This is a genomic window from Hymenobacter tibetensis (genome assembly GCF_022827545.1).
Lineage (GTDB): Bacteria > Bacteroidota > Bacteroidia > Cytophagales > Hymenobacteraceae > Hymenobacter > Hymenobacter tibetensis.
In genome coordinates this window covers 2,280,663-2,301,920 of sequence record NZ_CP094669.1, presented here as the reverse complement: position 1 = coordinate 2,301,920, position 21,258 = coordinate 2,280,663, and the positions used below count along the sequence as shown (strand labels likewise).

General features: G+C 57.5%; 14 protein-coding genes and 2 riboswitches. Of the genes, 11 read left to right on the top strand and 3 right to left on the bottom strand.

Annotated features, from left to right (window positions below):
* The first annotated feature begins 1 nt into the window (after position 1).
* The 11 genes from MTX78_RS09125 to MTX78_RS25345 all read left to right on the top strand — a co-directional run bounded on the left by MTX78_RS09125 (position 2) and on the right by MTX78_RS25345 (position 16,848).
* Positions 2-1,369 (top strand): DUF7033 domain-containing protein, encoded by a 1,368-nt coding sequence (locus MTX78_RS09125; RefSeq protein WP_243801910.1) that lies wholly within the window; start codon positions 2-4, stop codon positions 1,367-1,369.
* Between the two features lie 54 nt (positions 1,370-1,423).
* The gene (locus MTX78_RS09120) at positions 1,424-2,908 is read left to right on the top strand and encodes a lipopolysaccharide biosynthesis protein (protein ID WP_243801908.1); all 1,485 of its coding nucleotides are present in this window, start codon (positions 1,424-1,426) and stop codon (positions 2,906-2,908) included.
* 295 nt (positions 2,909-3,203) lie between these two features.
* Positions 3,204-3,295, top strand: a riboswitch (SAM riboswitch).
* A gap of 331 nt (positions 3,296-3,626) precedes the next feature.
* Positions 3,627-4,406, top strand: coding sequence for a phosphoadenylyl-sulfate reductase (locus MTX78_RS09115; RefSeq protein ID WP_243801906.1), 780 nt, complete (start codon positions 3,627-3,629; stop codon positions 4,404-4,406).
* Between the two features lie 116 nt (positions 4,407-4,522).
* A complete protein-coding gene (cysD, locus tag MTX78_RS09110; protein ID WP_243802849.1) occupies positions 4,523-5,434 on the top strand; it encodes a sulfate adenylyltransferase subunit CysD in 912 nt (303 codons plus the stop codon).
* 92 nt (positions 5,435-5,526) lie between these two features.
* Entirely contained in the window at positions 5,527-6,816 is a 1,290-nt protein-coding gene (locus tag MTX78_RS09105; RefSeq protein ID WP_243801904.1) for a sulfate adenylyltransferase subunit 1, read from the top strand.
* Between the two features lie 69 nt (positions 6,817-6,885).
* Positions 6,886-7,689, top strand: coding sequence for a uroporphyrinogen-III C-methyltransferase (gene cobA, locus MTX78_RS09100; protein ID WP_243801902.1), 804 nt, complete (start codon positions 6,886-6,888; stop codon positions 7,687-7,689).
* Between the two features lie 87 nt (positions 7,690-7,776).
* Entirely contained in the window at positions 7,777-9,696 is a 1,920-nt protein-coding gene (locus MTX78_RS09095; protein WP_243801900.1) for a diflavin oxidoreductase, read from the top strand.
* 132 nt (positions 9,697-9,828) lie between these two features.
* Positions 9,829-12,708, top strand: coding sequence for a TonB-dependent receptor (locus tag MTX78_RS09090; RefSeq protein ID WP_243801899.1), 2,880 nt, complete (start codon positions 9,829-9,831; stop codon positions 12,706-12,708).
* An 8-nt stretch (positions 12,709-12,716) separates the two neighbouring features.
* Positions 12,717-13,484, top strand: coding sequence for a DUF2490 domain-containing protein (locus MTX78_RS09085; protein ID WP_243801897.1), 768 nt, complete (start codon positions 12,717-12,719; stop codon positions 13,482-13,484).
* A 4-nt stretch (positions 13,485-13,488) separates the two neighbouring features.
* Positions 13,489-15,204 (top strand): NADPH-dependent assimilatory sulfite reductase hemoprotein subunit, encoded by a 1,716-nt coding sequence (locus tag MTX78_RS09080; RefSeq protein WP_243801895.1) that lies wholly within the window; start codon positions 13,489-13,491, stop codon positions 15,202-15,204.
* A 132-nt stretch (positions 15,205-15,336) separates the two neighbouring features.
* A complete protein-coding gene (locus MTX78_RS25345) occupies positions 15,337-16,848 on the top strand; it encodes a TSUP family transporter (RefSeq protein ID WP_317258940.1) in 1,512 nt (503 codons plus the stop codon).
* Between the two features lie 83 nt (positions 16,849-16,931).
* Here the strand turns inward: MTX78_RS25345 and MTX78_RS09065 are convergent, their stop codons facing one another.
* The 3 genes from MTX78_RS09065 to MTX78_RS09055 all read right to left on the bottom strand — a co-directional run bounded on the left by MTX78_RS09065 (position 16,932) and on the right by MTX78_RS09055 (position 21,235).
* The gene (locus MTX78_RS09065; protein ID WP_243801893.1) at positions 16,932-18,392 is read right to left on the bottom strand and encodes an amino acid permease; all 1,461 of its coding nucleotides are present in this window, start codon (positions 18,390-18,392) and stop codon (positions 16,932-16,934) included.
* A gap of 340 nt (positions 18,393-18,732) precedes the next feature.
* A riboswitch (SAM riboswitch) is annotated at positions 18,733-18,844 on the bottom strand.
* A gap of 129 nt (positions 18,845-18,973) precedes the next feature.
* On the bottom strand, positions 18,974-20,596 hold the full coding sequence (locus MTX78_RS09060) for a DHA2 family efflux MFS transporter permease subunit (protein WP_243801891.1): 1,623 nt from the start codon (positions 20,594-20,596) through the stop codon (positions 18,974-18,976).
* A gap of 21 nt (positions 20,597-20,617) precedes the next feature.
* Positions 20,618-21,235 carry a hypothetical protein gene (locus tag MTX78_RS09055; protein ID WP_243801889.1) on the bottom strand — a complete coding sequence of 206 codons (618 nt, stop codon included), beginning with the start codon at positions 21,233-21,235 and terminating at the stop codon, positions 20,618-20,620.
* Between the last annotated feature and the right edge of the window lie 23 nt (positions 21,236-21,258).

The window sequence follows — 21,258 nt, the reverse complement described above, 5'->3', positions numbered from 1 at the left end:
TATGCTTCCACCTCTACCAACTAGTGCCCCTATTTCTACCGAAGCCCGGCTAGCGTATGTGCTGCGTCATTTTCGGCAGGCATATGCAGAGGTACCCGAAGTTTCTATTGGGTATGCCCACCAACAGCCGCAGGTAGAAATAGTTGATGGTGCCGGCGACTTTTTCTCTCGCCAGAACCCGTACCCCCCCACTCCTACTTCACGCGAATGGCAAGACCAGGTGCTGCCAGTTTTTTTCGACTTAAATCCGGAGCAGCCGTTACTTGAGCTCTTACCAGCTAACCGCGCCCGAATCAATGCCGACCTGATTTCGGCAGCTTTTTACTTGCTCAGCGGTTGGCAGGAATATTTCTCGAACGAGCGAGACCAGCACGGTCGTTTTCCTTACACCGCCAGCGTGCAGCACCGCTATGGCTTTGTGGCAGTACCGGTAGTGAATTACTATTTTGATATCCTGAAGACGGCCATTGAGCACGTAGCAGGTCAATCATTGCAACCGCGCCGCTGGATTAATGAGGCGCCCTTTGCAACGTTCATCACCCACGACATAGACGCGTTACACAGCGCCTGGAAAGCGCCTGCCAAAGCTGCTTTACACCGTGGCAACTTGCTAAGATTTGGGAAACTTCTATGGCAGCGTTTTCTCAAGTCGGATACTTGGGACAACTTGGAGTTAGTGCAGAAAACCGTAGCGGGGTATGATGCTAAGAGCACGTTCTTTTTGCTGCCCGAGCACCGCCGTGCGAGCAATGGCACACCCAATGCGGATTATAAATTAGCGGCAACAGCGCTGCAGTGGCGTTTCAAGGCGCTTGTAAAACACGGGGGGGAAGTGGCAGTTCACGGAAGCATTGGCACTTCCGTTGACCAGCAGCACTTGGTGCGCGAGCAAGCACAAATGCCCGCTTCTGCATCCGGCAACCGATTCCACTACCTAAGTTGGGAACCGCGCCGCACGCCGGCAGTAGTAGTAGAAGCTGGTTTCGCCTACGATTCTACCTTGGGCTTTGCCGAACACTTCGGCTTTCGCAATTCTTATTGCCTGCCCTTCCGTCCTTTCGATTTTACGCAGGGCAGGGCTTGTACTTTCCTTGAAATTCCGCTCAACGTGATGGACGCTACGCTGCATCACCCCAACTACTTGCAGTTAGCTCCCCACGAAATTCTGCCGGCTCTACTGCCCATGTTTCAGGAAATCGAGCGGTTTGGCGGCGTCTGCACCCTGCTTTGGCACAACGACCACTTCGACCCAGCTAACGAAACGACCGGTCCGCGCCAGTTCGCCGAGTTGATGCAGTACCTTCGCAGCCGCAATACCGCCTTCGTCAACGGCCGGGACATTTTACAGGAGCTAGGAAACAGAAGCTAGGAGTCATTTTCTTCTTTCTGTCTTCTGTCTCCCAACTTCTAGCTTCTTATTGTTTTGGGCATAGTTCAGCGGCAGGGGCTGCGCAATACCATTATTTCTTACGCGGGCTTGGGCCTAGGCTTTGTGAACACGGTGTTGGTGCTGCCGAAGGTGCTAGAGCCGAAACAGATAGGCTTAACCAGCGTGCTAATGGCGCTGGCTACCATGTTTGCGCAGGTGTCGGCGTTTGGATTTGGCAACATGGGCGTGCGGTTTTTCCCGTATTTCCGCAAGCCAGAAAGTGGGCACCATGGGTTCCTGCCGTTTCTGTTAGGAGTGCCGCTGCTAGGTTTTGTTTTAATCACGGTATTATATCTGCTAGGCCGGCCCCTGGTTCTGCACTGGTACCTTGATGACGCAACGCTACTAGGCCGCTACTACACCTGGGGACTGGTTTTGACCCTGTTTGTCTTGCTGATCAATCTACAGGACGCCTACCTCAAAGCCCTGTATCACACGGCTTTCTCTTCCTTCACGCAGGAAATCGTTTTGCGGCTGCTCGTTACGGCCGGGGCACTCTTGTTTGCTGGTAGTTACCTTGATTTCCACGGCTATGTGCTCTGGTACGTGGGCGCACTTGGGGGCATTGCTTTGCTGCTGACAGTCTACACGGCTTCCATTGGCGAGTTGCACTTGCAACCTACATCGGCGGTATTGCGGGTGCGCCCGCTGCGCGAGATGCTTGGCTTCGGGGCGTTTGCGCTGTTAGGCAACGTGTCGGGCGTAGTAATATCCAGTATCGACTCGCTGATGGTAGGTGCCAAGCTGGATTTGCAAGCGGTGGGCATTTACAGCACCGCTTTTTTCATTAGTACGGCGCTGGTTTTGCCGTTTCGTGCCCTCTACAAGATTGCGTTTCCGCTGCTAGCCGAGTATTGGAAAAACAACGACCTCCCTCGCATGGCCGACTTCTACCAGCGCACCACCCGCCTAAACACTGTGCTTGGCTGCTATCTAGCACTCGGCATCGCGCTGAATTTGGATTTCATATTTGGTCAAATGAAACCAGCCTACGCTGCCGGCACCACCGCCGTGTTTATCCTGTTGGCGGGCCGGCTCTTCGACGGCATAACCGGCCTCAATGGGCTCATTGTCGTTACGTCGCCGCGCTACCGTTACGATTTGATTTTCAACGTGTCGCTGGCTTTGGCTACGGTGCTTATGAACTTGCTGTTGATTCCGCGTATGGGCCTAACGGGGGCAGCAGTGGCCGCTGCGGTTTCGTTGGTGGTCATCAACATCGCACGTACCTGGTTTGTCTGGCACAATTTCGGGCTACAGCCCTTCGACAAGCGCGTGCCGCTGATTCTGCTACTGGCTGCTACTGCGGGCGTTGTGGCGTGGTTGGTGCCGTTCATGCATTCGTTGCTGGTTACGATGCTGCTACGCTCAGTGGTGCTGACGGTGCTTTACGGTGGGCTACTACTAGCTACTAACGCAGAGCCACAGGTACGAGAAATCCTGCAAACGGCACTTCGCCGGGTGCGTCCTAATGCTTGATGCATTGATTCTACCCTCTGACCTAGTTGTTTTAAGTTATTGAAATACCACATTTAGCTGCTAATCCGCTATTAGCTAGTAGTGCCTTATAACGAAGTACATATTCCCTGGAGGAACTAATAATTGGGCTTCCTGTGTCTGACAGCAAGATTTACCGGTACAAAAGGCCACCAAGATGCTGCCACCAAAACAGAAGGCGGCACTTCCTTGTAGTAGGCAATAATAAATAAATTTGGAAGTATAAAATTTCCGCCACTACCTTTGCAGTATCAATTCTTTACCCCCAAAAGGATTGTTTTTATACAGAGGCGTGGAGAGACAGGCTCGACGAAGCGCCGGCAACCATCGGATGATCCGAAACGGTGCCAAGTCCTGACCATATAAAAACAAGTTGCCGTGAAACGCTTCATCAACACTGCCGCCATTTCTGCCACCTTCTCTGCTGTACAGCATGGGTGTTGTGGCATGGCAAGCCCCGTCTGTATGACCGTGGCTTTTGGTTGCTGTTGTTAGGAGTAGCGCACCCCTCTCTTTTTCTTGGTTTGTGCGCTGAATGTGGTGAGCTGATACGCTTTTACGCGTAGCTCTACCCCGTATCCGTACACTCCGCTTTTCGCTTTCGGTTGGTTTCAGCGGTGCATGAGCATCCTGGCACTTCCAAAGCTATCCTCCGGCTGGACCCTTGCCGCCGCGGCAAATTCCTCTCTCATTTCTTTTCATGCCCACAGCCTCTGCCGTGTTGGCCGTTCCCGTGCTGGACGACCTTCGCCTTCAGCTACCGTCAGCTTCTGCCTTGGAGCGGCTACGCCTCGTAGCCAAGCACTTCCCCGAAAAGGCGGTCTTCTCTACTTCCTTCGGCTTGGAAGACCAGATTATCAGCCATCTAATCTTTGAAAACGAGCTACCCATCAAGGTGTTCACATTAGATACGGGGCGCAACTTTCAGGAAACTTACTCCACCTGGAACAAGACGCTGCTCAAGTATCAGCAGCCGATTGAGGTCTTTCACCCGCGCCAGGAAAGCGTGGAAGAATTGATGCGCACCAAAGGTCCCAACAGCTTTTACGAAAGCGTTGAAAACCGCAAGGAGTGCTGCTACATCCGCAAGGTAGAGCCCCTAAACCGGGCGCTGGCGGGCCAAGCCGCGTGGGTAACGGGTATCCGGGCTGAGCAGTCGCAGAACCGGCAAACCATGGACCCGGTGGAATGGGACGCTGCCCACAACCTCACCAAGATTCACCCACTTTTCGACTGGACGTGGGAGCAAGCGGTGGATTTCGCCCAAGCGAACGGCATTCCGGTGAATCCGCTGCACAAGCAAGGCTTCGTGAGCATTGGGTGTGCACCCTGCACCCGCGCCATCAAGCCTGGCGAAGATTTTCGGGCCGGCCGCTGGTGGTGGGAAGACCTTTCTGCCAAGGAATGCGGCCTACACTCCACCACCGCCCACCACGACGGGCCCGACCCGGTGGTAGAGCCGGTTGAAAAGCAGCACTAATTCTCCTCTCATAACTATTCTGGAGCGCTTGCTCCAGACCCTTCTATCCGGCACCGAAATCATCAAAAGCCATGCTACTTGACCTTCCGGTGCCGCATCAGCAAATCCTAGAAACCATGAGTGCGCACTCCTTCGATTACCTCGACCGGCTGGAAGCCGAAGCCATTCACATCCTGCGGGAAGTAGCTGGCCAATTTGAGCGGCCGGCGCTGCTTTTCTCGGGCGGTAAAGACTCCATCGTTCTCACGCGGCTTGCCGAAAAAGCGTTCCGCCCGGGCCGCTTCCCTTTCCCGCTGGTGCACGTGGATACCGGCCACAACTTCCCGGAGGTGCTCGCCTACCGCGACCAACTGGCTGCAGAACTAGGCGAGAAGCTAATTGTGCGCAGCGTGGAAGACACCATCAAGCGGCAGCGCCTACGCGAGCCAGGTGGCAAGTTTCCGAGCCGCAACCCGCTCCAGACTTACACGCTGCTGGAGGTAATCGAGGAATTTGAGTTTGACGCCTGCATCGGCGGGGCCCGGCGCGACGAAGAGAAAGCCCGTGCCAAAGAGCGCATCTTCTCGGTCCGCGACGAGTTCGGGCAGTGGGACCCCAAGCGCCAGCGCCCGGAGCTGTGGAACGTGTACAACGGCCGTATCCAGAAAGGCGAAAACGTGCGGGTTTTCCCGATTTCCAACTGGACCGAGCTCGACGTGTGGCGCTACATCCAGCGCGAAAACATCAGCCTTCCCGACATCTACTTCGGCCACGAGCGGACTTGCGTGGTGCTGCCGAGCGGCCAACTATTGGGCTTATCCGAGCACTTGCAGCTCGACGAGGAAGACGAAATCGTGACCCGGCAAGTGCGATTCCGCACTGTGGGCGACTCTACCTGCACGGCCGCCGTGGAAAGCGACGCTAGCACCGTGGAAGACATCATTCAGGATTTGTTGCTGGCCAAAGTGAGCGAACGAGGCGCTACCCGTCTCGACGATAACATTTCGGAAGCCGGCATGGAAGACCGCAAACGCAACGGCTATTTCTAAGTGGTGAAGTTGTGAAGGGTGAGGTTGTGAATTGCTTTCACGCCTCGCCAGCACGACGAACTCACAATTTCACAAACTCACAATTTCACCTCATGGACCTTCTCCGATTCATCACCTGCGGCAGCGTCGACGACGGCAAAAGCACGCTCATTGGCCGCCTGCTCTACGACTCCGATTCGGTGTCGTTGGATGTGCTGGCGGCGCTGGAAAACCGGCCTACTGTGCAAGGCACCGTGGATTTGGCCTTGCTAACCGACGGCTTACGAGCCGAGCGGGAACAGGGCATCACCATTGATGTCGCCTATAAATACTTTACTACGCCGCGGCGCAAATTCATCATCACGGATGCGCCGGGCCACGTGCAGTACACCCGCAACATGGTGACGGGTGCCAGCAACGCCGACTTGGCCATTGTGCTAGTGGACGCCCGCCAAGGTGTAGTAGAGCAAACGCGCCGCCATACGCTGGTAGCGGCTTTGCTCGGGATTCGCAACTTTGTGCTGGCCGTGAACAAGCTGGATCTGGTGGGCTTCGATCAAAATATTTTCGAGCAGATTGCCGCTGATTACGCCGCCCTCACTGACCATTTCCAACTGCCCGCTGCTACCGCTATTCCGCTCAGCGCTTTGCACGGCGACAACGTGGTAAAACGCTCCAACCGCTTGTCTTGGTACACGGGCCCTAGCTTGCTGGAACATTTGGAAAGCGTGCCCGCCGCTGTGGAAGCAGCCAATGCCGCCCCACGCTTTCAGGTGCAATATGTTATCCGCCCCCAAACCGCCGACCTACCCGACTACCGCGGTTACGCCGGCCAGATCCAAAGCGGTCAATACCGCCGCGGCGACCGGGTGAAGGTGCTGCCTTCGGGCCTGGAATCGACGATTGAGGCTATTGAAGTCAATCAGCAAGAGGTGGAAACTGCTACGGCGCCGCAAGCCGTGGTGCTGCGCCTCACCGATGACGTGGATATTAGCCGGGGCGACGCCATCATTCCGGTGGAGCACGTGCCTACTCTGACGCGGGAACTGGAAGCTACCGTGTGCTGGATGAGCGAGCAGCCATTGTGGCCGGGTCGCAAACTGCTGTTGCAGCACCATTCCGCCGTGGTAAAAGCGGCAATACCGGCTATTCTGCATAAGGTGAACGTGCAAACTTTCGCCCGCGCCGCCGCCGATTCAGCGCAGCTCAACGACATCGTGCGGGTACGCATCAAAACCGCCGTGCCCCTGGCCGTTGACAACTACCACGAAAACCGCGTAACCGGCGCTTTCATCTTAGTTGACGAGCAAAGCGGCGACACCGTAGCCGCCGGCCTGATTGGCGCCGCCAACGCCGACTACTTCACGGCCCCGGTGGCGCCTCCGGTAGCCTTTTCCATCTAGTTAGCATCTATTCGAGAACGGTCCTGCTAAGCGAAGTTGCAGCAGGTCCTCTATCACCACTCATTGCTTATGTCACTCACTAAAATCCCTCGCCTTACCGTGCTAGGTGCTGGCCCCGGCGACCCGGAGCTGCTGACCCTGAAGGGGGCGCGGGTGTTGGGCGAAGCCGATGTAATTCTGTATGATGCGCTGGCTAACAACGACTTGCTTAGCCACGCCCGGCCCGATGCAGTGACAATCTTTGTGGGCAAACGGCGCGGCATGCGCAGCTATAGCCAAGACGAAATAAACGCGCTGATTGTGGAGCAGGCCCGCCTACACGGCCACGTGGTGCGGCTGAAAGGTGGCGACCCGTTTGTGTTTGGGCGCGGACGCGAAGAAATGCTTTATGCTGAGCAACACGGCTTGCTTACCGACTATGTACCAGGCATTAGCAGCGCCGTTGCAGCGGCCGGCAGCGTGGGCATACCGGTAACGCACCGTGGGGCCAGCGAAGGGTTCCGGGTGATTACGGCCACCACGGCTACTGGCGAGTTGTCGGGGAGCGTGCGGGAGGCGGCTAGCACCCGCACTACTACGGTTATTCTGATGGGCTTGGGCGAATTGGAGCGGATTGCGGCGTTGTACTGCCAACACGGGCAGGCCAATACGCCGGCGGCCATCATCCAGAACGGCACTTTACCGAATGCTCAATTGGTAACGGGCACGGTAGCTGAGCTACCAAGCCGTGCGGCAGCGGCCGGTATTGGGGCCCCGGCCATCATTGTTATCGGCGAAGTCACTCGTTTGGCGACAACGCATGCCGAGGCTGCCACGCTACTGCCAAGCTTAACCTTCCCGGCTTTCCCCGCGGCCTACGCCGAAGTAGCTTAATAAAACGCCGCCTGGTTTCTGGAAGGCTGCAACCATCGTCTGGCTCCTTTCCCTCCTTTTCAGCCCACCGTCTCAACCTGAATTTCAATGCCTACTCCCTCTTCTTCCTCGCTGCCAATCGGCCTCGACGATAAGGCACTCAACGAGTTAACAGCTAATCTCACCAACCAGCAATTGCTGTGGCTGAGCGGCTACCTATACGGCCGCGCCGCCGAACCTGCACAGCAACCGGTGGCCGCTAACTCGCCGGCCGCTACTATTGCAGCACCAGCCGCGGCGCAACCGGCACCAACGGCAGCTGCTCCTTCGCGCCTTACCATATTGTATGGCTCGCAGACTGGCAACAGCAAGAAAGTGGCATTGCAAACCGCTGAAGCAGCGCGCCAACGCGGGCTAGAGCCCACCGTGCGCGACATGAACGATTACCCTACGCGCGCCTTGGCATCGGAGCAACAATTGCTTGTGATTACCAGCACGCAAGGGGAAGGAGAACCGCCAATTGCCGCCGAAGATTTGCACCAGTTCCTGTTGGGCCCGCGTGCACCCAAGCTCCCGGCGTTGCGCTATTCGGTGCTGGCCCTCGGCGACAAAAGTTACCTGCAATTCTGCCAGACCGGTATCGAGTTCGATGAGCGGTTAGCGGCCTTGGGTGCGCAGCGCCTCGCTGACCGGGTGGAGTGCGACGTGGAATTTCAGGAGTCGGCGGCGCAGTGGGCCGACCGGGTGCTGGACGTGCTAGCGCAGGAAGTAGCTACGGCCGCACCTGAAGTTGGCCCGAGCACGGGAGCGGCTTTGGCTCAAGCGGCAGCGGTTTCTTTGAACGGTGGCAGCCAGGCAGATTTATCGGCATTCCGGGTGGCCAGCAGTCCGGTGCCAGCGCCCAAGCCCGCGGTGCAGCACGAAGACGTACAGTTCGATGCGCCGTTGCTAGAGAAGATTCAACTCAATGGCCGCGGCTCCGCGAAGGAAACCTACCATTTAGAGTTTTCTTTGGAAGGCTCCGGCCTTCAGTATGAGCCCGGTGACGCGCTAATGGTGCAGCCCACGAACCGCCCCGAATTGGTGGCGGATGTAGTGAAGGCAGCCCGCCTCGATGCTACCGCACCGGTGCAACTGAAAGGTGTGGAACTAGATTTGACCACTGCGCTAACCGAGCACTTGGAACTATCGGTGCTGACGCGTGATGTGCTGGAGCGCTACGCCGCTCTGGCGCCGCAGTACTCGGAATTGCGCGAGGCGTTGCTCGGGACTACGCAGCTGCAAGCCTTCCTCTACGGCCGCGACATTGTGGATTTGCTCACCCACTTCCCCATCGATTTGTCGGCGCAGCATTTGGCGGCGGTGCTACGGCCGCTGCCGGCCCGGGCGTATTCCATTGCCAGCAGCCCACTGGCTCACCCCGATGAAGTGCACCTGACGGTAGGCGCGGTGCGCTACGAAGCCCACGGCCGCCAAAAGCACGGCGCTTGCTCGGTGTATCAAGCCGACCATCTGGCTATTGGCGATACGGCCCGCGTGTGGGTGGACCGCAACGAATACTTCAAGCTGCCGCAGAACCCGGCTACCGACATTATCATGGTAGGGCCGGGAACGGGTGTGGCGCCGTTCCGCTCATTTGTGGCGGAGCGGGCCGAGTCGGGCGCGCCGGGGCGCAACTGGTTGTTCTTTGGCAACCCGGAATTCACCACCGATTTCCTGTACCAAACCGAGTGGCAGCAACACCTCAAGCAAGGCTCGCTGGCTCGCCTCGACTTGGCATTTTCTCGTGACCAAGCCGAGAAAATCTACGTGCAGCACCGCCTGTTGGAGCAAGCACCGCAAGTATTCAAATGGCTGGAAGATGGCGCCTACTTCTACGTCTGCGGCGACAAAAACCGGATGGCCGCCGATGTACGCAAAGCACTCCTCACCATCATCGAGCAGCAAAGCGGCCAGGATGCCGACTACGCCGCCGACTACTTGAAGCAGTTGAAAAAGTCGCGCCGCTACTTAGAGGACGTGTATTAACAGACCGTCATTCTGAAGCAGGCGAAAGGAATCTGAATAAGGCCAATCGACTACTCAGATTCCTCTCGCCGCCTGCTGCGCGGAATGTTGGAGTGACAGATAAAACCCCTTCCAATCCACCATACAAACCAAATGAAAGCACACTACGCTTCTTTATTGCTTGTTCCGGCCGTGGCGTTGGCCGCTGTGCCTGCGCAGGCGCAGGATGCGCTGATAGCCATCAGCGGCACAGTGTATGAGAAAGGCACAAAGCAGCCGCTGCCGGGCGTAAGTGTGAGTGTGAAGGGCGCTTCGGTGGGCACGCAGAGCGATATGAGCGGCAAGTTCGAGCTAAAGGCGCGGCTGCGGTTTCCGTTTACGCTGGTATTCAACACCGTGGGGTACGAAGCCCGGGAGCTGGAAGTAGCCAGCGGCAGCCAGCCGATTGCGGTGCAACTCGAATCGAGGGCCATTGCCGTGAACGAGGTGGTGGTGTCGGCGTCGCGGGTGGAGGAAAGCCGGCTGAAGTCGCCGGTGGCTATCGAGAAGCTGGATATTCGGGCTATCAAGGAAACGCCGGCGCCGAGCTTCTATGACGCGTTGGAAAACGTGAAGGGCGTGCAGATGACCACGTCGAGCATCACGTTCAAGGTGCCAAACACGCGCGGCTTCAACATCCCGAACAACTTCCGTTTCATGCAGCTCGTGGATGGTGTGGACATGCAGGCGGCCACGCTCGGTGTGCCGCTCGGCAACGCTATCGGGCCAACGGAGCTAGATATTGCCAGCGTGGAAATCACGCCCGGTGCGGCGTCGGCGCTGTACGGCATGAACGCCATCAACGGCATGGCCAACCTAACCACCAAAAGCCCTTTTACTTATCAGGGGCTGAGCGTGTACCAGAAGGTGGGCGTTAACCATGTGGATGGCAAAGACCGGGACCCGAGCGTGCTGACCGAAACGGCGGTGCGCTACGCGCAGGCGTTCAACAACAAGTTTGCCTTCAAGGTGAACTTCAGCTACTTGCGCGGCACCGACTGGCTGGCCGACACCCAAACCGACCAGAACCCGCAGAACCTGAACTCGGCCAACCCACGCTTTTCTGAACTGTCGGGCGCCAATAACCCGGCCGCCGACCTCTGGAACCGCTACGGCGACGACCGGAGTGGCAACGTGCCGGTGGCAATCCAGTACGGCGGCCGCACCGAGACCTTCAACGTGCGCCGCACCGGCTACTACGAGAAGGACTTGATTTCGCCCACTGTCCGCAACCTCAAGTTCGATGGCGGCTTGTTCTACAAGCTCACCGATAAGCTGGAACTCTCCTACGGCTACCGCTACGGCCTGATGGACGGTATTTTCCAGCGCGGCAACAAGATTCAGCTCAAGGACGTGACCGTGCAAAACCACAAGCTGGAACTGCGCGGCGCCGACTACTACGTGCGCAGCTACGTGCTGGTAGAAAACACCGGCGACTCCTACAACCTGAACCCGCTGGCCCTCAACCTCGACCTCAACAACGGCTCGAACACGGTGTGGGGCAACAAGTTCCGGACCGAGTTGCAGAACCAAGTGAACCGCGGCACCGACCTGGCTACGGCCATGCAGCAAGCCCGCGCCGTAGCCGATGCCGGCCGCGCTGAGCCGGGCACCGAGGCGTTCAACCAGCTCAAAAACACCATCACCGGCATCAACAATTGGGACAGTGGCGTGAACGTGCCGGGCGCTCCGGCCACGGGCGGGGCTGCCCTCTGGCAGCGCAGCCGCACCTACCACAACGAGGCGCAATGGAATGTAGGCCGGCGCATCAAGTTTGCCGATGTGGTGCTCGGCGCCGATGCCCGGGTGTACGAGGTGATACCCGATGGCAACAACTTCGTGGACTTCTCGAAACCCCTTGCCGACCGCACCACGCCGGGCGGCAACAACGTGTACTACAAGAAGTTCGGGGGCTTTGCGCAAGGCACCAAGCTGCTACTGCAAGACCGCCTGAAGCTGAACGCCTCGCTCCGCCTCGACTACAACCCCGAGTTCAACCCCAAGCTGAACCCCCGGATTGCGGCGGTGTACACGGCGGCCAAAAACCACAACTTCCGGGCGTCATTCCAGAACGGCTGGCGCTTCCCGGCGCTGTTTGAAGCCCTGTCGTTCGTGAATAACGGCAACGTGCGCCGCGTGGGCGGCCTGGCCCGCGTAAACGAAGGCCTTGGCTTCCTCGACAACTCCTACACCCTCACCTCCCTCGACAACTTCACGGCCGCGGTTAGCCGCGACGTAGCCGCCGACAATGGAACTGGTACCACTGCGCAAAAGCAGCAGCGGGCCGCCCTCAACAACCGCGACGTGCTGCAAGTAGCCAACCTGCCGACTATGGAACCGGAGCGCATCAACGCGTTTGAAGTAGGCTACCGCAGTGTGCTCTTCGACAACCGTTTGGCCCTCGACCTGGATGCGTACTACAACGTGTATTCGGGCTTCTTGGGACAGGTGGAAGTGGCCGTGCCGAAGTCGGGGGCAGTGGGCACGGATGCGTCGGTGCTGGACATGCTGACCCGCGGACAGCAAGACCGGTACCGAGTATATGCCAATGCCCGCAACCAATACCGCAGCTACGGCTCGGCGCTGGGCGTCACCTACAACTTCTACCAGAAATACACGCTGGCCGGCAACGTCAACTACAACAACATTGCCACTAACAGCACGCAGGACGTGTTTATTACCGGCTTCAACACGCCCAAGTGGACCACCAACCTAAGCTTCGGCAACCGCGAAGTGGTTCGCAACGTGGGCTTCAACGTGGTGTGGCGCTACCAAGATTCGTTCTTGTGGGAAAGCCAACTTGCTAACGGTCAGATACCGGCCTACCAAACCGTAGACGCGCAAGTGAACGTGCGTATCCCGAACCTGAAATCAACCATCAAGCTAGGCGGCACCAACCTGTTCAACAACCGCTATATCCAGTATGCGGCCGGCCCAACCATTGGCGGGCTCTACTACGTGGCTGTGACCTTCGACAACACCATCCTTCGCTAACACTCGCTATGAGCTTCCGCCTGTTTTTACTCTCTTGCTTACTCGTGGCGGCGCTGCCAGTGCGGGCGCAGAAGCAGTATGTGCGGGAACAACAGACGTGGCTAGGGGTTTTCAATCAAACCCGCTTCTCGCAGCGGTGGGGCACTTGGACGGACTTGCACTTGCGCCTGCACGACCGGTATGTGCAGGATTTGTTTCAGGGCGTGGCGCGGGTCGGCCTCACGTATTATCTCACTGATGACGTGCGGCTGACCGGGGGCTATGCCTACGTGCACCACTTTCCGGATGGGGCGCGCACGGTGGGCCAACCCGAGCATCGGCCGTGGCAGCAGGTGCAGTGGTTTACGCGCTTCCCGAAGGCCCGCTTGATGCAGTGGGTGCGGCTGGAAGAACGGTTTCGCAACACTATCCGCGACAACGAACGCACCGAGGACTACGATTTCAACTACCGGGTCCGCTACAACGCGGCCCTTTTCCTGCCGCTCACCAAACGCGGGTTCGACCCGGGTGGGCTGCAATTTCTACTCAACAACGAGGTGATGATGAATTTCGGTAAGGAGATTCGCTACAACTACTTCGACCAAAACCGCCTGTTTGCTGGCCTCGTGTATCAGGCCAACAAGCACGGGCAATTGCACGCCGGCTATATGCATCTGTTTCAGCAGCTTCCGGCAGGCAGCACGTACCGCAACCAGCACACCATTCGGGTGTTTTACTTTCACAATTTCGACTTGCGGCCCACCCCGCCGCCCGCTCCAATTCCCGCTCCTCAATAAGCTCATGGCCGATACCATCATAAAATTATCCGAAGTCGAACACGTCAAGACGGCCAGCAACTACCTGCGTGGCACGCTGGCCGACAGTCTCGTCAATCGGATTACGGGCGCCCTCAACCCCGACGATACCCACCTCATCAAGTTCCACGGCTCGTACCAACAAACCGACCGGGACCTGGACAGCGAGCGGAAACGCCAGAAGCTGGAGCCCCTGTACTCGCTCATGATTCGGGTACGCGTGCCGGGCGGCATTGCCACGCCCGCGCAGTGGCTGCGTATGGATGAACTCTCGACGAAGTTCGCCAACAACACCCTCAAGATAACCACCCGCCAGACGTTTCAGTTACACGGGGTGCTCAAGCGCAACCTCCAGAAGACGATTCTCGGCTTCAACCAGGTGTTTATGGACAGCATTGCGGGCTGCGGCGACGTGAACCGCAACGTGATGTGCAACCCCAACCCGCACCAGTCCGAGGTGCACGCGCAGGTGTATGAAGTGTCGCGCCAGATCAGCGCCCACCTCACGCCACGCACGTCGGCCTATTGGGAATTGTGGCTCGATGGCGAACAGCAGCACATCAGTGCGCCCAACGAAGGCGAAGAGGATGCCGAGCCGATCTACGGCAAAACCTACCTGCCGCGCAAGTTCAAGATTGCGCTAGCCATTCCGCCCCACAACGATACCGACATCTTTGCCAACGACTTAGGCCTAATTGCCATCGAGGAAAAGGGCCAACTACTCGGCTTCAACGTGGCGGTTGGCGGCGGCATGGGCATGACGTTCGGCATGCTCGATACCTACCCGCGCCTGGCCGATATCATCGGGTTCGTGCCCGCCGACAAGGTAGTGGACCTCTGCGAAAAGGTGGTAACCATTCAGCGCGATTGGGGCAACCGCGAAAACCGCAAGTACTCGCGCCTCAAGTACACCCTCGACCGGGTGGGCCTGGATGTATTCAGGCAAGAACTCAACCAGCGCCTGGGCTACGAGTTGGAACTCGGCCGCGCCTACAAGTTTGAAAGCACCGGCGACGCCTTCGGCTGGACAACCAGCCCCGATGGTGCGCATCACCTCACGCTGCTGGTGGAAGGCGGCCGCGTAGCCGACCGCCCCGGCAACACCCTGAAAACCGCGTTGCGCGAAATTGCCGCCTTCCACACCGGCGACTTCCGCCTGACCGGCAACCAAAACGTGATTATTGCCAACGTAGCGCCCGAGCACCGCCTCACTATTCAAGCTCTGCTCACCGAACATGGCGTGGAAGTAGCCGGCAACGACTTGTCGGGGCTACGACGCGGGGCATTGGCGTGCGTGGCGCTGAATACCTGCTCGCTGGCATTTGCCGAAGCCGAGCGTTATCTTCCGCAGTTGCTCACTCGATTGGAGGAAAGCATGAAAGCGTATAATTTAACGCAAGATGATATCTTGCTGCGGATGACGGGCTGCCCCAACGGTTGCGCCCGCCCTTATCTGGGCGAAATTGGGTTGGTGGGCCGCTCCGTCGGGCGTTATAATTTGTATTTGGGAGCGGCTTTCAACGGCGAGCGGCTCAACAAACTGTATAAAGAAATGCTGGATGAAGATGGTATAGTGCGGGAGCTGACGCCGATTTTTGCCGACTATGCTGAAAACCGAGAGCCGCTTGAGCGGTTTGGAGATTTCACCGTCCGTCGGGGGTACGTGCAAGCTTCCACGCACGGCCTGAACTTCCACGAGTAGCATGTGCCTATAGAAATGGTGTCGGGCTGCATTTGTCGAAGCCTGACGCTCTTTTTATATAGCTCCTTTTCCCTTGGCCGCTACTGTTGCCAACGTCCGCGCTACCAGAACTGACCTTCCAACCTACCATCCATGTCTCTTTCCAATAACCCTGTGTCACAGCCACGCTCCGAGCCCCCACTAACAGGAGCGAACCGACTGTTTCCCATCTTCTTGAAATTGGAACAGCTGCACGTGCTGCTGGTAGGCGGCGGAAATGTAGGATTGGAAAAACTGTCTGCTATTCTAGCGAATAGCCCCGCGGCAGCGGTAACCGTAGTAGCCACTTATTTTCTGCCCGCCCTACGGGAACTGGCTGCGCGCCATCCGGCCGTGCAGCTCCGCGAAGGTCCTTACCAGATTACCGACCTAGTAGGCCACGACTTAGTGATTGTAGCCACCGACGACAAGGCCCTGAACCTCACCATCAAGGCCGATGCCACCCGGCAGCGCCTGCTCTGCAACGTAGCCGACACGCCCGACGCCTGCGACTTTTACTTGGGCTCCATCGTGCAAAAAGGCGACTTGAAAATTGCCATCAGTACCAACGGCAAGTCGCCGACCATTGCCAAGCGGCTGCGCGAGATGCTCACCACCACCCTCCCCGACGAGCTCAACGACGTGCTACAACGCATGTCCTCGATTCGGGAGAAGGTAGGCGGCGACTTTGCGCACAAAGTACGCTCCCTCAACGCCGTGACGGCTGAGCTAACCGGCGGCCCGGCCTACGAGTCGCCGGCGGCGGCTATGTGGCGCCGCCGGGCTACCATGTCGCTGCTGGCGTTCATGGCCATTATTATTATCAACATCATCTCCTACTACGTCACCTGGCAGCAGGCGTGGGAGGTAGCAAGCAACGCCGATACGTTCTACATTTTCGTCGCCATCGGCTTTGGGGCGCAGATTGTTGATGGGCTATTGGGCATGGGCTACGGGGTGGTGACGGCCATCAGTTTGATGAGTTTGAACATCTCGCCGGCTGCGGTCAGCGCGAGTATTCATACCGCCGAAATGTTTGCTAGCGGCGCATCCGGTTATCATCACTACCGCTTCGGCAACGTCAACAAGAAGCTGTTCAAGGTGTTGCTGATTCCGGGCGTTCTGGGCGCCATCACGGGGGCCTACCTGCTGGCTACGTTTGGTGAGGAATATGCGAAGTACGTGAAGCCGTTTTTGGCGGTGTATCTGCTGCTGCTAGGTATCCGCATTATTTCCAAGGCCTTTTCCAAGCCGAGTGCGCGCAAAAAGCACAAGAAGCTAGGTGTACTGGCCGCGGCTGGCGGCTTCCTCGATTCGTTTGGCGGCGGCGGCTGGGGCCCCCTCGTGACGAGCACCCTCATTGCCGGGGGCCGCACACCGCAGTACGTCATCGGGTCGGTGAGCGTCACCGAGTTCTTCGTCACGTTTGCCAGCGCCGTTACGTTCTTCGCCACGCTGGGCATTTCGCACTGGCAGATTATCCTGGGCTTGATTGTGGGTGGCGTTGCCGCTTCGCCCATAGCAGCCCGCCTCGCTGGCCGCATCCCCGTTCGGTGGATGTTTGTGGGCGTAGGGTTGATGGTGATTGTCTGGAGCTTGTGGGCACTGCGCAAGGTGTTTTTCTAGCGCAACCTTTGGCCGCTCTTCTATAAACACAAACGCCCCGACCAGCACTGGTCGGGGCGTTTGTATTTTCAATAATGTACGTGCTATACTTCTTGTGCAGGCAGCTCACTTTGCTGCCGCAGTTTGCTGTGCTTCTTGCCGTAGCCATAGTAGATAGCTAGGCCAATAGCCAGCCATACCCCTAGCCGCAACCACGTTTCCCACGGCAACGACACCATCATTACCAAGCAAGTCAGGATGCCGAGAATAGGTACCACGGGCACCCACGGCGTGCGGAAACCACGCGGCGCGTTCGGCTCTTTCTTGCGCATAATCAGGATGCCCAAGCACACCATCACGAAGGCCAGCAGCGTACCAATACTGGTCATTTCGCCTACTACTGAAATCGGCACGAAGCCCGCAAACAGGGCAATGAATAAGCCGAGCAGCAGGTTGGATTGCAGCGGCGTACGGAACGTGGGGTGAATCTTACCAAACACTGGCGGCAGCAAGCCATCCTTGGCCATCGAGAAAAACACCCGGCTCTGCCCCAACAAATCCACCAAAATAACCGAGGTGTAGCCGATAATGATAGCCAGAATAACGGCGGCCGATAGCCAAGCATACGGCGTTTTCTCGATGGCAATAGCCACCGGTGCGGCGCTGTTCTTGAACTCAGTGTAGTTAGCCAAACCGGTCATTACGTGTCCGAAAAGCACAAATAGCACGGTGCAAATCAGCAGGGACCCGATAATGCCGATGGGCATATTGCGCTGCGGGTTCTTGGTTTCCTGCGCCATAGTCGCCACGATGTCGAAGCCAATAAACACGAAGAAGATAACACCCGCTCCGCGCAGAATGCCACTTAGTCCAAACTCTCCAAACGTCCCGGTATTCTCGGGGATATACGGTTGATAGTTGGCCGGGTCGATGTACTGCCAGCCTAGGGCAATGAACACCAGCACCACCGATACTTTCAGCGTGACGACCAACGCATTAAACCACGCCGACCCTGACGTTCCGCGAATGATAATAGCTGTAATAGCCAGCACAATCAGCATGGCCGGCACGTTCACGAAACCGTGCACCGACGTGCCATCGGCCAGCGTGGCTGTTTCGAAGGGCGACATGACTAGTTGCGCCGGAATGTGCAGGTTGTACTTGGCCAGAAACTTCACCAGGTATTGCGACCAGCTAATGGCCACCGTAGCCGCCCCAACCGAGTATTCGAGCACCAAGTCCCACCCAATTATCCAGGCAAACAGCTCGCCCATCGTAGCATAGGCATAGGTGTAAGCCGACCCCGACACGGGTACCATAGAGGCAAACTCGGCGTAGCAGAGGGCCGAAAACGCACAACCTACGGCGGCCACTACAAACGAGAGCGTCACGGCTGGGCCGGTGTTGTTGGCGGCGGCAATACCGGTGAGCGAGAACAAGCCCGCCCCAATAATTACCCCGATACCAATGGTAATCAGGTTGAAGCCATTCAGACTTCGTTTAAGCGTGTGGGAACCAGTTTCGGCAGCTTCGAGCCGCAGTAGTTCCAATGATTTTTTAAGCATAAAAAGTTGTGTAGGCACGCGCTAATGCACGCTCACCCGTTGAGTAAACCTGGTTGTGGATGCACCAAGTGGCTGGTAGTGCGGACGTAATGCCCGCGTTATACGCAGCCCGTTAGGCTTAGACCAGATAAGGAAAAAGTAATTGGAAGCAGGACTGATTAGGTGCCTATGGGCGCAGGACGCAGCACCATGCGACGGCAAACCCTAGAAATCAACTTTTGTGTATCGCTCAGCAACAACAACCCACGCCACAACAAACCCACCCGCGGCCCGCAGGCGCAGCGAATGAAGTAGCAAGTAGAAAAAGCGGGGTGTTCAGTGAATGAGGCACGGCAACTTGTTTTTATATAGCCAGAGAGTGAATCCGCTGGCCTTCGGTTGGCACCGTTCCGCGGGTAGCGGGGGTTGCCGGCGCGTCTTAGAGCCTGTCTCTCAGCGCCTCTGTATAAAAACAATCCTTCGTCGGTAAAGAATTGGTGCCGCAAAGGTAAGTCCAGCCTTCGCGCATTCACAAGTACATAGTTGAAGTTGAAAATGGAGTGGCCTTACAGGCTTATCTAGAATAACTACCTGCTTACCTCCTACCCCGCGGCGCCGGCCTGTCCGTCTTGGCCGGGTTTGTTGGCGCGCATCATAAACACGAGCGGTATCGATAGCAAGCAAGCGAATCCCAGCAGATAAAAGGAATCGATATAGGACAGGATGTTGGCCTGCAGCTGCACGGCACCATATATAGTGGCTTGGGCGCGCTCCGTTGCTTCGGCTAGGCTACCACCAACGGTGGCTTGGGTGGAAGCTAAGCTTTGCACGCCTGCTTCATAATTGGGATTCGAGAAGTTGAGGCTGTCGATGATGCGGCTTTGGTGGAACTGCGCGCGGCGGGCAATCAGGGTGGTAATAGCGGCAATGCCGAAGCTGCCACCCAACGACTGCGCCAGGTTGATGAGCGTAGCCGCCTGGTTGGTTTTGTTTTTGGCAATGCCCACGTAGGCGGCTACACTGATGGGCACAAACAGGAAAGCCAAGCCCATACTTTGATACACGCGGGCCTTAGCTACACTCGCAAAGTCGATGTCGGAGCTGAGTACATGGGCGTAGTTGAACAGCGCAAGGGTGCTGATGATCAAGCCGAACAAGATCATCCAGCGCGCTTGTACCTTACCCGACAGCACCCCCACTACCGGCATCAGCAGCAGTACCGACGCCCCGCCCGGCGAAATAGCCAATCCGCTTTTCACGGCGGTGTAGCCCAACAGGTTTTGCAGAAACAAGGGGAGTTGCGTGGAGCTACTAAACAGCACCGCACCCACCGCAAACATCACTAGCACTGCCGCCGCGAAGTTGCGGTGCCGGAGCAGTTTCAGGTCGATGACAGGATCTTTGGAGCGCAGCTCCCATATAACTCCGGTTACCAATGCTATGGCAGCCACCACGGATAGCGCCGTAATGGAGCCCGAGCTGAACCATTCTTCCCTTTCGCCGCGGCTCAGTACATATTGCAGCGCACTAAGACCTACTGCCAGCAAGCTGAGCCCGATATAGTCAACCTTGAGCCCACCAGCCCACTTCGCGGCTTTCTCCTTCACCATCGCCGGCGGGTCTTTCACTAGTATCGACACCAGAAAAGCCGTTACGATGGCTACCGGCACGTTCACGAAAAACACCCAGTTCCAGCTGGCATTATCGACGAGGTAGCCGCCTAGCGTGGGCCCGACAGTGGGCGCTACCACCGTGGCTACCCCGTAGGCCGCAAACGCTAGCCCGCGTTGCGCCGGTGGAAAAGTATCGGTCAGAATGGCCTGCGCCATGGGCGAAAGCATGCCGCCGCTCAGCCCTTGTATCACGCGCATGAACACCAGAAACCCAATGGATGGCGACAAACCGCACAGCAGCGAAGTAGCACCGTAGGCCAGCAGGCAAATCGAGAACAGGCGCTTACGCCCCACCACCGTAGCCAGAAACCCGGCCACCGGCAGCACTACCGCCTTCGATACCAGTTGCGCCGTTACCACCCATGTTACCTCGTCTTCGGCGGCGCTCAGGTTTCCTCCAATCTGCGACAGCGCTACCGACACGCTGGTATCGTCCAGCACTTCCATGAACGTTGCCATGGCCACCGTCACCGCAATAATCCACTTGAGGTTGCCCCCGTGGCTAGCAGTGGCATCACTGGCTGGTTTTTTCAAGGTTTTGGTTGAGCTCATAGCTACTACTTCGAGCGGCCACTACTGCGGCGTGGTATGCAAATGCGTGCGCAGCCGCGTCACGGCTTCCTTGTAGTGCGTGGTAAAATCAGCCAGGATTTCCTCGCGCGTTACGCTCTCAATTTCGCGCCCTTCCGTCCAAGTGCTAAGCAGCTCGATGGTTTTCGTGCGAGCGGGCTTTTTGTCGTCTTTCTTTTCGTCCTTTTCCTCGTCTTCGCCTTCCGATTCGCCGTCTGCATCCGACTCGTCCTTATCGTCCTCATCTTCGGTTTCCTCCTTCTGACCGGCAGCCTCCGTGGCTTTGTCGGCTAACTCGTTTTCCTCGAACCAGCAGTGAATGTAGGGCGTGACGGTTTCGATGCGGGCTTCGGCCACTACGGCATACTGAAACTCCACGGGTCCTTCGGGCCGATGCACAATCAGGTAGATGCGGCTTTGGTCGAGGCCCGTTTCGCAGGTACGGCCGTGCTGGCGCAAGGCTTCAGCCGCCGCTTCCAGAGCCGGCCGTGCCACTTCCGAATAGAAAGTACCTTGCCGGGTGAGGTTGTGGCTGAACGCTTGGTTTTCGCGGTCTACAGTCGCAAAGAAATTATTCAAATCTGCTTGCCAGCGTCCCGGCGAAGTGGATTGGGGCTCCATTGAGTACTATGTTAAATTGTGAT

Coding starts and splice junctions, on each gene's coding strand:
- MTX78_RS09125 (WP_243801910.1), top strand. CDS start 2: ATGCTTCCACCTCTACCAACTAGTGCCCCTATTTCTACCGAAGCCCGG.
- MTX78_RS09115 (WP_243801906.1), top strand. CDS start 3,627: ATGCCCACAGCCTCTGCCGTGTTGGCCGTTCCCGTGCTGGACGACCTT.
- cysD (WP_243802849.1), top strand. CDS start 4,523: ATGAGTGCGCACTCCTTCGATTACCTCGACCGGCTGGAAGCCGAAGCC.
- MTX78_RS09105 (WP_243801904.1), top strand. CDS start 5,527: ATGGACCTTCTCCGATTCATCACCTGCGGCAGCGTCGACGACGGCAAA.
- cobA (WP_243801902.1), top strand. CDS start 6,886: ATGTCACTCACTAAAATCCCTCGCCTTACCGTGCTAGGTGCTGGCCCC.
- MTX78_RS09095 (WP_243801900.1), top strand. CDS start 7,777: ATGCCTACTCCCTCTTCTTCCTCGCTGCCAATCGGCCTCGACGATAAG.
- MTX78_RS09090 (WP_243801899.1), top strand. CDS start 9,829: ATGAAAGCACACTACGCTTCTTTATTGCTTGTTCCGGCCGTGGCGTTG.
- MTX78_RS09085 (WP_243801897.1), top strand. CDS start 12,717: ATGAGCTTCCGCCTGTTTTTACTCTCTTGCTTACTCGTGGCGGCGCTG.
- MTX78_RS09080 (WP_243801895.1), top strand. CDS start 13,489: ATGGCCGATACCATCATAAAATTATCCGAAGTCGAACACGTCAAGACG.
- MTX78_RS25345 (WP_317258940.1), top strand. CDS start 15,337: ATGTCTCTTTCCAATAACCCTGTGTCACAGCCACGCTCCGAGCCCCCA.
- MTX78_RS09065 (WP_243801893.1), bottom strand. CDS start 18,392: ATGCTTAAAAAATCATTGGAACTACTGCGGCTCGAAGCTGCCGAAACT.
- MTX78_RS09060 (WP_243801891.1), bottom strand. CDS start 20,596: ATGAGCTCAACCAAAACCTTGAAAAAACCAGCCAGTGATGCCACTGCT.
- MTX78_RS09055 (WP_243801889.1), bottom strand. CDS start 21,235: ATGGAGCCCCAATCCACTTCGCCGGGACGCTGGCAAGCAGATTTGAAT.